This is a genomic window from Mesorhizobium sp. B2-5-13, from assembly GCF_006440535.1.
In the GTDB taxonomy this organism is placed as follows: domain Bacteria; phylum Pseudomonadota; class Alphaproteobacteria; order Rhizobiales; family Rhizobiaceae; genus Mesorhizobium; species Mesorhizobium salmacidum.
This window is the reverse complement of record NZ_VFUI01000007.1, coordinates 56,576-69,609: the sequence shown is the minus strand read 5'-3', so window position 1 is coordinate 69,609 and position 13,034 is coordinate 56,576. Positions and strand designations below refer to the sequence as shown.

Below are 13,034 nucleotides of genomic sequence, written 5' to 3'. Positions count from 1 at the left end.
GCGGACCGCTTTTAGCGGAACCCATTCGACAGTGAGCCGTTCAGCCTGAGTTGGGTGAACAGATTGACCTATGCGCTCCAGGACTTCAGATAACACGGAAGGCGCACGGAGCGATGAAGTCATCGCCATGCACCCCGCTGAAAGCGGCATGCAGCTTGGCCGTGCCCTTCTTCACGCCCTGCACAATGCCGGCATTTCCGTTCTTTACCAGGATCGCGAGATGAAGACCGTATGGGCCCGCAACATGCGCGCGCCCTGGGTCTCCGATGAGGTCGAGGGGAACGGCACCCTGCCGATGGCGCAGGCCGACCGCATCGCCGCCGCCAAGCGCGAGGTGGTCGCGACCGGCGATGCTCAGCGCCTTGAAATCAGTGTCCCGGTCGAGAACGGCGTTCGCTGGTTTCATATCTGGGTCGATGCCGACCGAGGCGATGGTGGCGATGTACAAGGCGTCGTCACCACCATGGTTGAGACGACCGAGCAGAAGCGGCGCGAACAGACATTGACGACGTTGCTGCGTGAAGTCAGCCACCGCTCGAAGAACCTGCTGGCGATCATCCAGAGCATCGCGACCCAGACCGGTCGTTATTCCGACGGCGTCGGCGACTTCCTGACGCGCTTCCGCGGCCGGCTGCAGTCGCTGGCCTCCTCCCAGGATCTGGTGACATCCTCCAACTGGCGAGGGGCAGCCCTTCATGAACTGGTGGCGAGCCAGGTCGGCCGCTACGGAGCGAACCCATCGCACAGCCTTCGCTTCCGTGGCGCCAATCCCTACCTCAATCCCAACGCCGCGCTGCATATTGGCCTGGCGATGCATGAACTTGCCGTCAACTCCGTCAGCTACGGCGCCCTGTCCCGGCCGGACGGTTTCGTCGAGGTCACCGCCGACCTTAACGCCGCCGCCACGGGGGACGTGGCCTTGTCTTTGACATGGGCCGAAACGATAGGGACCGACGACGATGGGGGCGGTCAAAAGCGATTCGGCAGCGTCGCGTTGGAGCGTGTGGTGCCAGCGTCCCTGAACGGAACCGCGAACCTCGATATCGGCGACGGCCACCTCGAATACCGCCTGGTCGTTCCGCACAGCAATTTCGAGACGCAGTGAGAGCCCGGCAAGCAGCGATTCTTAACCGGCTGTTCACCATAAGAGCGAATACTGTTTTTCCCAGATATCGCCGGAACCCACCCCGTTTTCGGACATTGTTGGCAGGCTTGCAGCGCGGTACGGGAGGAACGTCTTGACGGTTGCCGACATGAACAGACTGGAACAAGCCGCCCGGATTTCGATGGGCGAATTTCAGGAATCCGAATCCTCCGCAAGAACACTCCCTGAAGCAGGCAAGGGTTTGATGAAGGGGCTCGTTCTTGCGCTGGCCGCGATAATGTCGTTGGCCGTTCTTTGGCAGTTGAGCTGACTTAGGTCCTGCTCACCTCACCGTGCGCGCTGTTGAAATCGCCGATCGGTTAACGCGGGGGCACCTTCGACCGTGAGAGCCCCGTTGGAATGACAGGAACTTTTTGACGATGTCCGTCGTTATTGCGGCCAGAGGAACATCTGTCATGCAACACATAACCGCGTTGGCCGAATGCCGGGAATTGCAGGTCCCTGTCAGTGTTTTTGCGACTGCTGACGAATGCAACGCTGAGCGCCCCTTCGCGATGGGCGACGTACAGGGGCAGGCGCAGCATGTCGTCACCGAATGCCTCGCGGTCGATCCTGCGTCGGAGGACGAGTACGATCAAATTGTCTGCAAGATGCGGCCAGACGGTAGCCTTAACGCTTCGTTGACCATTTCCGACCTCCGCCCAGGAAAAGACGACGTTAATCAACAATAAATTGCAGCAGCAAAGGCCGTCGTTTCGTGCTAAACGGCGGTTGGAGCTTACTAAAGTGTGGACACAAGTGAGGAGTGACTCTATGCGGAAAATACTTATTGCCATGGTTGCGGTGGTCGCCGTCAGCGGCTGCACCACGACCGAGCAGGACGTCGTCGGCGGCGGCTTGATCGGTGCGGGCGTAGGCGGGTTGGTCGGCGGCGGCAAGGGCGCGCTGATAGGCGCGGCCGTCGGTGCCGGGTCCGGCCTGCTGGTTCGCAACCTGCGCAACGGCTACTGCCAGTATCGCGATCATCGCGGACGTATCTATACGGCCCGCTGCAACTAATTCAGCGATTAGAGCAATCAGGAGCGGCTCGGCGATTTCTATCAAACGCTGAACCGCTCTAATGGAATACAAAACCGGGGGCCATATCCGGCCTCCGGATTTTCGTGGCCGTTGCCGATCGGCAGGATTTCAGCCGACCAGCGGAATTCTGATTTCCACCTTCAGGCCGTCAGCCTGGAAATCCCGCTTGATCGTGCCGCGCAATTCGCGGGTGACGTTGAGGTCGATCAGTTTCGTACCGAATCCGGTCACGGCCGGCGCCTCGATCTTGTTTTTTCCAGCTTCCCGCCAGTTCAGCGCCAGGATCCGCTCGCGTCCACGCCCTTCCAGCGACCAGTCCACTTTCAGCGCCCAATCCCCCTTGGACGAATTCGCGGAATTGCCGGCTTCACCATATTTCAGCGCATTGGTGGCGAGTTCATGAAAGGTCAGGCCAAGCGCCTGCGTTGTGGTTTCATCGAGCAGCACCTCCGGGCCTGACAGGAGCCCCTCCGGCAACTCCTTGCCGAACACCTGGCCGAGCTCGATGCGCAGCAGGTCGGCAAGGTCGGCTTTCTGCCAGCGTGAGCGCGTCAACATGTCCTGCGAGGCGGCCATCGCCTGCAGCCTGGCCGAGAAGGAATTGGAGAACTCATTGACGTCGGTTGCCCGCGACGCCGTCTGCCGGGCGATCGCCAGCACCCTGGTGATCGAGTTCTTGATGCGATGCCTCATCTCCTGCAGCATCAGGTCCTTTTCGAGCAGGCTCTTTTCCGTTGTTTCATGCAAGGCCGACACCGCGTCGTAGGCTCGCTCCTGATAGCGCGCCACCAGCGCGATGGCGCCGGCCAGGAGCAGGCCGAACAGTCCCAGCATCACAGGGATGGCGCGCGACGAGGGTTGCGAGAAGGCACTGGTCGGCCTGAACAACACGGTCCACGGGCGCCCCGCCACGGTCATCTTGCGGGTGACCAGCAGCCGGTCTCCCAAGGATGAAGCCGGTGGCGTCTCCGAGCGGAACAACAGATTGTCGCTGTTTGCCGTTCCGTCATAGATCTCTGTGTTGACCGGCAGCAGCGGCGCGCGGCTCAGCGCGATCTGGAACAGATCCCGGGCGCGGAAGGCGGCATAGAGAAAGCCGGCGGTCGAGGAGCGCGATGCGTTGATGACCTCCGGCGCCGTTTCGACGTTGAGCCGCACGAAGACCAGGAAGCCGGTGAAGGTCTGCGCGGCACCCGTGCCCTGGCCGAGCTGCACCAGCCCACTTGCATGCTGTTGGTCGTCGGCCATCGCCTTTTCGATCGCCGCGCGCCGCACCGGCTCGCTGAACATGTCGTAGCCGATGCTGGCCTGGTTGGACGGATCCAGCGGCTCGAAAAGCGCAATCGGCGTGCGCCAGGGCTGCGTCGTATCGGGATAGACCGGATGGCTGGCGCCGAAATCGTGGAGGATGTCGCGTTCGACCGTTTCCTCGTCGCCCGTCTTGACCAGCCGCAGGAAGCCGATGCCGCGCAGGCCGCCGAAATTGCTGTCGACATCCAGCGCCTTGAAGAAGGCCTTGAACTCGTTCTGGGAAATATCGCCGTTGCGCGCGTCGAACAGGGCCTTCGTCGAGCGCAGCAGCGACAGATGCAGGTCGATGCGGCTCTCGATCCGATTGAGGGCGTCATCGGCCGCCCCTTCGAACTTGATGCGGGCGGCTTCCTGCGTCGCGAAATAAGCGAATCCCGCCATGGTCATGCTGATCAATGCAACGGCAATGAACGCGACGATTGGAAAAAGCTTCTTCAACGGATGATGCGGTCCACGATCAAATAGGACCTTTATGGGCAAGTCGCCGGGCCAACACAATGGTCAGGCCAAGCCATCGTGATCACTGGCATATCATGTGAACGGCAACGGCGCGTGCCCGAGCAGCCTGGCCGGCCTCAGGCGGCGATCTTCAGCGCACCCGGCCCCGGTATGGCACCTGGAGGACATTTACCCAGGATGATCATGCCCAGCACCTCGTCCTGGGTGACATCCGTGGTGCGTGCCGTGCCGACGACCTGACCGTTCTTCATCACGCAGACCCGGTCGGCAAGCTCGAACACGTCGTGGATGTCGTGGCTGATCAGGAAGATGCCGATGCCGTCGGACTTGAGCTGCCTGACCAGTTCGCCGACCTGTGCCGTTTCCTGGGGGCCGAGTGCCGCCGTCGGCTCGTCCATGATCAGGATGCGGGCGTTGAACAGGATGGCGCGTGCGATCGCCACTGACTGGCGCTGTCCGCCCGATAGTTTGATCACCGGTTCCTTGAAACGCTGGAAGCGAGGATTGAGCCGCCCCATCACCTTGCGCGCCTCGGCCTCCATGGCGACGTCGTCGAGCGTGCCCCAGGCGGTCATCAGCTCGCGGCCGAGGAACAGATTGGCGGCGGCATCGACATTGTCTGCCAACGCCAGCGTCTGGTAGATCGTCTCGATGCCGTAATTCTTGGCGTCGCGCGGGTTGGAGATCGCTGCCTCCTCGCCATTGACGAATATCTGGCCGGAGTCGCGCTTGTAGGCGCCGGACAGGATCTTGATCAGCGTCGACTTGCCGGCGCCGTTGTGGCCGAGCAGCGCCACGACCTCGCCGGGGAAAAGATCGATCGAGGCGTCGTCGACGGCACGGATGCCGCCGAATGCGATCGAGATATTACGCATGTCGACCAGCGCGGTGGCTGCAGTAGCAGTCTTGTCAATCACGGTGATGCCTCCCTAAACGCGCTTGCGGTAAACGGTGTCGAGCCACACCGCGATGACCAGCACGGCGCCGACGACGATGCTCTGCAGAGGCGAATCGACGCCGAGCAGCACCATGCCCGACTGCAGCGACTGCATCAGCAACGCGCCGAGCATGGCGCCGATGATCGTTCCCGAGCCGCCGGCAAGCGACGTGCCGCCGATGACGGCCGCGGCAATGACGAGCAGCTCATCCAATGTTCCAAGCACATTGGTGGCCGAGTTCTGCCGGGCCGACGAAATGGCGGCGGCGATCGTGGCCAGCACGCCCATGATCATGAACACCTTCATGGTGATCCAGCGCGTGTTGATGCCGGCGAGGTTGGCCGCTTCCGGATTGCCGCCGATGGCAAAGACATAACGGCCGAAACGGGTGCGTTTTGTGATGAAGGTCATGACCAGACCGACGGCGACGGCCATCAATACCGGTATGGCGATGCCGTGGGCGATGAATAGCCCGCCCTCCGGCACGGTGATGTTGTTGGCGGCCGCGTACCGGTTCACGATGCCGATCGGCCACGGATAGGAGTTGGCCAGCCACACCGCGCCCATGATGACGGCACAGGTGACGACGCCGAGCAGCGTCTCGGCCCAGATCGGCCGCAGCGGGAAGCGGAACCGCTTTCGTTGCACCCGCCCGTTGAACAGCGCAAACACGACGGCCAGGCAGGCGACGATGCCTACGACCCAGCTCCAGGTCGCACCGATCGATCCGGCCGGTCCGCCGCCCATCAGCTGGAAGGTGGCGTCGAGCGGTGCCACCGTCTGGCCGCTGGTGACCCACCAGGCGGCACCGCGCCAGACCAGCAGGCCGCCCAGCGTGACGATGAAGGCCGGCACTTCGAGATAGGCGATGACGAAGCCCTGGAAGGCGCCGATCAAAAGGCCGAGCGCCAGGCCGATGACCAGTGCCAGCACCCAGATCCATGGATTGCCGAGTTCAAGCCCCACGAACCGGACCAGGAAATGCACCTGGGCAAAGCCCATGACCATGCCGATCAGGCCCTCGGCGGAACCGACGGACAGGTCGATGTTGCGCATGACGATGACCAGCACCATGCCGCAGGCCATGATTGCGACCGCGGACGTCTGCACCGACAGATTCCACAGATTGCGCGGCGTCAGAAACGTGCGGCTGTCGAAATCGAACGGATTGACGCCAAGACGCAAGCTCGAAATCACATGCAGCGCGACCCAGATCAGCAGCAGGGCGCCGATCATGCCGAGCATACGGGTGTCGATCTCGGTCGCTTTCAGGAACCGGGCAACCGCGCCGAGTTCCGAGGCGCGCGCGGTATCGGCCTGCAGGTTGGACATCGTGTCGGTCATGATTTCCTCCAACCGGCTGGCCGTCTGACACGGATGCCGAACCCAGCCTAGAAGCTATCCGCGTGATGCGGAAACACAAATCTTTTTGAGAAAACGCCGCGGCTTGGGGGCCGCGGCGCCTTCATTCTTCAAGCGGTCAAACTCAGTTGCAGGCCGCGACGCTGCCGGCGGCGACGCCCGCGCAGACTTCGTCCTTCTTGATCCAGCCGGCGTCGATGACGAGGTTGAGATTGTCCTTGGTGATGGCGACCGGGGTCAGGAACAGCGACTTGACGGTGTTGCCGCCAGGCGTCGTGAAGTCCTTCGCGCCGGCGATGTCGGTCATCTTCTTGCCGTCGGCGAGCTGCGAGGCGATCTCGGCGGCGTTCTTGCCGAGTTCACGCGCATCCTTCCACACCGACACAGTCTGGGTGCCGAGCGCGATGCGGTTGAGCGCGGCGTGGTCGCCGTCCTGGCCAGAGACCGGCACGGTGCCGGCGAGCCCCTGCGCCGTCAGCGCCGCGACGACGCCGCCGGCGGTGCCGTCATTGGCCGCGACCACGGCATCGACCTTATTGTCGTTGGCGGTGAGGAACTGCTCCATGTTCTTCTGGGCGTTGGCGGGCAGCCAGCCGTCCGTATAGGCTTCGCCGACATTCTTGATCTTGCCGCTGTCGATGGCTTCCTTCAGCACTTCCATCGAGCCCGAGAACAGGAAGTCGGCATTCGGGTCGGCACCCGAGCCCTTGATGAAGACGTAATTGCCTTCAGGCTTCACCTTGAACACCTCGCGAGCCTGCATGCGGCCGACTTCCTTGTTGTCGAAGGTCAGGTAGAAGACGTCCTTGTTCTCGATCAGGCGGTCATAGCCGACGACCGGAATGCCCTCGTCGAGCGCCTTCTGCACCGCTGGGCCGATGGCCGAAGCATCCTGCGCCAGGATGATCAGCGAATTGGCGCCCTGGGAAATCAGGCTTTCGACATCGGTCAGCTGCTTGCCGGGATTGGACTGCGCATCGGCGGAAATGTACTTGTCGCCCGCGGCCTCGATCGCTTTCTTCATGGCGGCCTCGTCGGTCTTCCAGCGCTCTTCCTGGAAATTCGACCACGAAACGCCGATGACCTTGTCCTTCGCCTGCGCCACCGACGCCAGCGTCAGCGACATGGCGACACCCGCCAGGATGGCGACTGTGAATCTCTTCATGATATATCCTCCCTGCGCCGCGTATGGCGCGACCAAACTGGCCCGAAGGCCGGCACAAAGGCCCTATTTTTTCGAGCCTCGAAAAAACACTGATCCATCGTCGGAACACTGTCAACATCGATTCTGATGGATTTTGAGGTGCCGGGAACCTTTTTTCGAGTCCCGCAATAAATAAATGACAGCTCCTGCCGCATCTGCCAGTATTCGGCCCATTGCCGGAGAGGTTCGAGGGGGTGTCAAGAACCGCGGCGACGGGGAGGATGTGGGAAGCATGTCGGTAGGAATCCGCCACGACGATCTGCGCCGGCGCAACCGCGCCATGGTGATTGCAGCCGTGCGTCAGGGTGGTCAGCCCTCGCGCACCGAGATCGCCGCCACCACCGGCCTCAGCCACTCGACCATATCGGCGATATCAGCCGACCTGATCGACGAGGGTATCCTGACCGAAGGCAAGCCGAACGAAGCCGGTTCACTGAAACGCGGCCGGCCGCAGGTTGGCCTTGGCCTCAACCCCGAGGCCGCGGCTGTGATGACCGTGGTGCTGTCACTGAATTTCCTGTCCGTCGCCGTCATCGATTATTCCGGCCAGGTGATCGCCGAGGAACAGCGCCGGCTGGACACGCTGACCATGTCGCGCGAGGCGCTGATCGGCGAATGCACGGCAATAGTGCGGCGGCGCCTCGAGGACCCCGATCTCGACGTCCGCAGTATTGCCCGCATCGCGCTGGCGATCCAGGGCATCACCGACAGCGAGGCGCGTGCGATGCTGTGGTCGCCGATCACGCCGCAGACGGACATTCCCTTCGCCGACATACTTGAAGCCGAGTTCGGCATCCCCGCTACCATGGAGAACGACTGCAACATGATGGCGGTGGCGCTGCGCTGGCGCGACCCCGAACGCTACCGCGACGACTTCATCGCCATCCTGCTCTCGCACGGCATCGGCATGGGCCTGGTGCTGAAGGGCGAGCTGTTCACCGGCACGCATTCATCGGGAGGCGAGTTCGGCCACATGATCCATCGCCCGGGAGGCGCGCTCTGCCGCTGCGGACGGCGCGGCTGCGTCGAGGCCTATGCCGGCAACTACGCCATCTGGCGCAACGCCAGGCAGCTTGGCGAGGACGCCGAACCGGTCGCAGATGTCAGCGATGCGCAGATGCGGACACTCGCCGCGACGGCAAGGGAGAAAGACGGACCGGAGCGCGAAGCCTATCGCAAGGCCGGCGAGGCGCTGGGCTATGGGCTGGGCAGCCTGTTCGCGCTGATCGATCCCGCACCCGTCGCCATGGTCGGCGTCAGCGCCGCCGCCTTCGACCTGATCGAGCCGGCCTTGCGCGAGGCCATCGGCCAGACCGCCGGCGGCCAGCATTCGGAATCGATTTCCTTCGACACCGAGCCGAACGAGCTGCCGCTCATCCGCGAAGGTTGCGCTATGCGCGCATTGACCTTCGTGGACCAGGAGATTTTCGCGCCGGGCGTGCTGGCGAGGCCCGGCGTTCCGGGCAAGAATGTAGCCTGATTTCAGTCTTCGCGGATCGCGTAGCCGGCGCCGCGAATGGTGCGGATCACGTCCGGCATACGGCCGTTGTTGACCGCCTTGCGCAGCCGGCCGACATGCACGTCCACGGTGCGTTCATCGATATAGATCGTCTCGCCCCAGACATTGTCGAGCAGCTGGCTGCGCGAGAACACGCGGCCGGGATGACGCATCATGAATTCGAGCAGGCGGAACTCGGTCGGTCCGAGCCGGATCTCGCTCTTCTTGCGATAGACCCGGTGCGATTCCCGGTCGAGCACGATGTCGCCGACCTTGAGCACGCTGGACAGCACTTCCGGCTTGGCGCGGCGCAGCAGCGCCTTGACCCGGGCCATGAATTCCGGTGTCGAGAACGGCTTGACCAGATAGTCGTCGGCACCGGTCGAGAGGCCGCGCACGCGGTCGCTCTCCTCGCCGCGCGCCGTCAACATGATGATCGGCAGCCTCTCGGTCTCGGGCCGCATTCGCAGGCGCCGACAGAGTTCGATGCCGGAAACCGCCGGCACCATCCAGTCGAGCACCAGGAGGTCGGGCACGTTCTCCTGGAGGCGGATCTCGGCTTCGTCGCCGCGTGTCACCACCTCGACCTGGTAGCCTTCCGATTCCAGATTGTAGCGGAGAAGCACGCCGAGCGGCTCCTCGTCCTCCACCACCATGATGCGTGGCGCGATCATCGATTGATCATCCCTGCCGTCAAGCCGCCGGCACCGACATCGCCGTCTCGTCCTGCTTCGGACGGTTGGCGGGCAGTTGCGTGCCGGTCAGCACATAATATGCATTCTCGGCGATGTTGGTCACGTGGTCGCCGATGCGTTCGAGATTCTTGGCGCAGAACAAAAGATGCGTGCAAGCCGTGATGTTGCGGGGATCCTCCATCATGTAGGTCAGGAGTTCGCGGAACACCGAAGTGTATTTGATGTCGATGCGTTCGTCGTCATTCCTGAGCTTGGCGAGGGCGGCGGCATCGCCTGCCGCGTATTCCTCGACTACCCCCTGCACCTGGATCAGCACCAGCTGCGCCATGGAATCGATCGAGTGCGACAGATCGCGCGGGGTGGCGGTAAGGCCGACGGAGCCGACGCGCTTGGCAATGTTCTTGGCAAGGTCGCCGATGCGTTCGAGATCGCCCGCCATGCGGATGGAGCCGACGACATGACGCAGATCGTCGGCCATCGGCTGGCGCTTGGCGATCAGGGTGATGGCGCGATCGTCGAGTTCGCGCTGGCGCGCGTCCATGATGGCGTCGTCGGAGACGACGCGCTGTGCCAGCGCATTGTCGGAATTCAGCAGCGCCTTGGTGGCGCCGCCGACCATCGTGCCGGCAAGATCGCCCATGTCGCTGATCAGCTTGCTGATCTGTCCGAGATCCTCGTCGAAGGCTGCGACTGTGTGTTCGGCCATGATCCTGGTCCTCGTATGCGTGAGATCAGCCGAAGCGGCCGGTGATGTAGTCCTGCGTGCGCTTCTCGCGAGGCGACGTGAAGATCTTCTCGGTCTTGTCGAATTCGACCAGCTCGCCCAGATACATGAAAGCCGTCTGCTTCGAGACGCGCGCGGCCTGCTGCATGTTGTGGGTGACGATGACGATCGTGTAGTCGGCCTGCAACTCGTCGATCAGTTCCTCGATCTTGGCGGTCGACAATGGGTCGAGCGCCGAGGCCGGCTCGTCGAGCAGGATGACCTCCGGCTTCACCGCCACGGTGCGGGCGATGCAAAGCCGCTGCTGCTGGCCGCCCGACAGGCTGAGGCCGCTGGCATTGAGCTTGTCCTTGACCTCGTTCCACAGCGCGGCGCGCTTCAGCGCCTGCTCGACACGGCCGTCCATCTCGGCCTTGCCGATCTTCTCATAGAGCCTGACGCCGAAGGCGATGTTCTCATAGATCGACATCGGGAACGGCGTCGGCTTCTGGAACACCATGCCGATCTTGGTGCGCAACAGGTTGAGATCCTGCGAGCGGTCGAGAACGTTCTGGCCGTCGAGCAGCACCTGACCCTCGGCGGTCTGCTTGGGGTAGAGTTCGTAGATGCGGTTGAAGACGCGCAGCAGCGTCGACTTTCCGCAACCCGACGGTCCAATGAAGGCCGTCACGCTGCGCTCGGGCAGCGACAGCGTGATGTCTTTCAGCGCCTTCGACTGGCCGTAGTAGAAATTGAGGTTCTTGACCTCGATCTTCGCCTTGGCGGCCGCCTCGGTGGCAATCGTCATGTCTGGAGACAACATCTGGCTCATTTGTCCTCTCTGCGTCCGGTCAGGCTGCGCGCGAAGATGCTGAGCGCGAGAACCGTCAATGTGATTATGAGTGCGCCGGTCCAGGCCAGTTGCTGCCATTCCTCGTAGGGGCTGAGAGCGAACTGAAAAATGGTAACCGGCAGGCTGGCCATCGGCGCGTTGAGGTTGCTCGACCAGAACTGGTTGTTCAGCGCCGTGAAAAGAAGCGGCGCCGTCTCGCCGGAAATGCGGGCGATGGCCAGCAATATGCCGGTGACGATGCCGGACATCGCCGCGCGGTAGGCCACCGAACGGATCACCACCCAGCGTGGCGCGCCAATCGCCGTGCCGGCCTCGCGCAAGGCGTTCGGCACAAGGTTGAGCATGTCCTCGGTGGTGCGCACGACCACGGGGATGACCAGGATGGCCAGCGCGACGGCGCCGGCGATGGCCGAGAAATGCCCCATCGGCCGCACCATCAATTCGTAGACGAACAGACCAATGATGATCGATGGCGCCGACAGCAGGATGTCGTTGATAAAGCGTACCACGGTGGTGAGTTTCGAAAAGCGGCCGTATTCGGCCATGTAGGTGCCGGCCAGCACGCCGATCGGCGTGCCGACGACGATCCCGATGATGGTCATCACGATGCTGCCGTAGATGGCGTTGAGCAGGCCACCGGCATCACCGGGCGGCGGGGTCATTTCGGTGAACACCGAGAGCGAAACGCCCGACAGACCCTTATAGAGCAGCGCGCCGAGGATCAGCGCCAGCCAGGCAAGGCCGATGCCGGCGGCGATGACGCAGAGCGTCATCATCACGCCGTTCTTGCGCTTGCGGCTCTGGTGAAGCGATGCGGCTGTCGACATCGGTCAGACTCCGGTACGGGCATCGATGCGCATCAGCATGTACCGGGCGATGGCAAGGATGAGGAAGGTGATGACGAACAGGATCAGGCCGAGCGCCACCAGCGAGGAGGTGTAGAGATCGCCGACGGCTTCGGTGAATTCGTTGGCGATGGTTGCCGAGATCGTCGTTGCCGGCGCGAACAGCGAGGCGCTGATCCGGTGGGCGTTGCCGATGACGAAGGTGACCGCCATGGTTTCACCGAGCGCACGGCCGAGAGCAAGCATGACGCCGCCCATGATGCCGATGCGGGTGTAGGGGACGACGACCCGGCGTGTTACCTCCCAGGTCGTGCAGCCAATGCCGTAGGCGGACTCCTTCAGCACCGGCGGCACCGTGTCGAACACATCCTTGGTGATCGAGGTGATGAAAGGCAGGATCATGATGGCCAGGATCATCGCCGAGGTCAGCAGGCCAATGCCATAAGGGGGCCCGGCGAACAGGCTGTTAAGGCCGGGAATGCCATGGAACACGCTGATGATGAAAGGTTGCACTGTCGTCTGCAGGAACGGTGCCAGCACGAACAGGCCCCAGATGCCGTAGATGATCGAAGGAATGCCGGCCAGCAGTTCCACCGCCATGCCGATCGGGCGCCGAAGCGGACGCGGGCAAAGCTCGGTGAGAAAAATGGCGATGCCGATGCCGAGCGGCACGGCGATCAGGATAGCGATGGCCGAAGTGATGATGGTGCCATAGATCGGCGCCAGGGCGCCGAATTTCTCGGTGACGGGATTCCAGCTCTCGGTGGTCAGAAAGGAGAAGCCGAAGGTCGACAGTGCCTGCCAGGAACCGGCGAACAAGGAGATGGCAACACCGCCGAGCAGCACCAGCACGAGAATGGCGGCGGCGCGGGTCAGCCCATGGAAGATCGAATCGGTCAACGCGAACCGTCTGACGATGGCGTCGCGTGAACCTCGAATGGCTGGCAAGGCTTCCTGGGCAGCGCTCATGTCAAGCTCGGC

General features: G+C 62.8%; 14 protein-coding genes. 5 read left to right on the top strand and 9 right to left on the bottom strand.

The window, feature by feature from the left end; genetic code table 11:
* Positions 1-70: 70 nt before the first annotated feature.
* The 4 genes from FJ434_RS14070 (at position 71) to FJ434_RS14060 (ending at position 2,164) form a co-directional block, all read left to right on the top strand.
* Positions 71-1,105: a sensor histidine kinase gene (locus tag FJ434_RS14070; protein ID WP_140748058.1), complete on the top strand. Its 1,035-nt coding sequence runs from the start codon at positions 71-73 to the stop codon at positions 1,103-1,105.
* Positions 1,106-1,238: 133 nt separating this feature from the next.
* Entirely contained in the window at positions 1,239-1,415 is a 177-nt protein-coding gene (locus tag FJ434_RS29780) for a hypothetical protein (protein ID WP_181165928.1), read from the top strand.
* 145 nt (positions 1,416-1,560) lie between these two features.
* Positions 1,561-1,836 (top strand): hypothetical protein, encoded by a 276-nt coding sequence (locus FJ434_RS14065; RefSeq protein ID WP_246678288.1) that lies wholly within the window; start codon positions 1,561-1,563, stop codon positions 1,834-1,836.
* Between the two features lie 82 nt (positions 1,837-1,918).
* Positions 1,919-2,164: a YMGG-like glycine zipper-containing protein gene (locus tag FJ434_RS14060; protein WP_027141909.1), complete on the top strand. Its 246-nt coding sequence runs from the start codon at positions 1,919-1,921 to the stop codon at positions 2,162-2,164.
* A gap of 129 nt (positions 2,165-2,293) precedes the next feature.
* Here FJ434_RS14060 and FJ434_RS14055 read toward each other — a convergent pair whose 3' ends face one another.
* The 4 genes from FJ434_RS14055 to xylF form a co-directional block, all read right to left on the bottom strand.
* Entirely contained in the window at positions 2,294-3,934 is a 1,641-nt protein-coding gene (locus FJ434_RS14055; protein WP_140748062.1) for a CHASE domain-containing protein, read from the bottom strand.
* Positions 3,935-4,071: 137 nt separating this feature from the next.
* A complete protein-coding gene (locus tag FJ434_RS14050) occupies positions 4,072-4,830 on the bottom strand; it encodes an ATP-binding cassette domain-containing protein (RefSeq protein WP_246678289.1) in 759 nt (252 codons plus the stop codon).
* A gap of 54 nt (positions 4,831-4,884) precedes the next feature.
* On the bottom strand, positions 4,885-6,237 hold the full coding sequence (locus FJ434_RS14045) for a sugar ABC transporter permease (RefSeq protein ID WP_140748066.1): 1,353 nt from the start codon (positions 6,235-6,237) through the stop codon (positions 4,885-4,887).
* Positions 6,238-6,379: 142 nt separating this feature from the next.
* Positions 6,380-7,420 (bottom strand): D-xylose ABC transporter substrate-binding protein, encoded by a 1,041-nt coding sequence (gene xylF / locus FJ434_RS14040; protein WP_027141905.1) that lies wholly within the window; start codon positions 7,418-7,420, stop codon positions 6,380-6,382.
* Positions 7,421-7,691: 271 nt separating this feature from the next.
* Between xylF and FJ434_RS14035 the strand changes: the two genes are divergently transcribed.
* On the top strand, positions 7,692-8,939 hold the full coding sequence (locus FJ434_RS14035) for an ROK family protein (protein ID WP_140748068.1): 1,248 nt from the start codon (positions 7,692-7,694) through the stop codon (positions 8,937-8,939).
* A 2-nt stretch (positions 8,940-8,941) separates the two neighbouring features.
* On the opposite strand, the gene phoB is transcribed toward FJ434_RS14035, so the two are convergent.
* The 5 genes from phoB to pstC are packed head-to-tail and all read right to left on the bottom strand — an operon-like array spanning position 8,942 to position 13,022.
* Complete coding sequence (phoB, locus tag FJ434_RS14030; protein ID WP_010911896.1) at positions 8,942-9,631, bottom strand: phosphate regulon transcriptional regulator PhoB; 690 nt, start codon at positions 9,629-9,631, stop codon at positions 8,942-8,944.
* Between the two features lie 19 nt (positions 9,632-9,650).
* Positions 9,651-10,358, bottom strand: coding sequence for a phosphate signaling complex protein PhoU (phoU, locus tag FJ434_RS14025; protein ID WP_140509735.1), 708 nt, complete (start codon positions 10,356-10,358; stop codon positions 9,651-9,653).
* A 25-nt stretch (positions 10,359-10,383) separates the two neighbouring features.
* Positions 10,384-11,187 carry a phosphate ABC transporter ATP-binding protein PstB gene (pstB, locus tag FJ434_RS14020; RefSeq protein WP_140509733.1) on the bottom strand — a complete coding sequence of 268 codons (804 nt, stop codon included), beginning with the start codon at positions 11,185-11,187 and terminating at the stop codon, positions 10,384-10,386.
* A complete protein-coding gene (gene pstA / locus FJ434_RS14015; protein WP_015315385.1) occupies positions 11,184-12,035 on the bottom strand; it encodes a phosphate ABC transporter permease PstA in 852 nt (283 codons plus the stop codon). Before pstA ends, pstB begins: the two co-directional genes overlap by 4 nt.
* A 3-nt stretch (positions 12,036-12,038) precedes the next feature.
* Entirely contained in the window at positions 12,039-13,022 is a 984-nt protein-coding gene (pstC, locus tag FJ434_RS14010; RefSeq protein WP_140748070.1) for a phosphate ABC transporter permease subunit PstC, read from the bottom strand.
* Positions 13,023-13,034 lie beyond the last annotated feature (12 nt).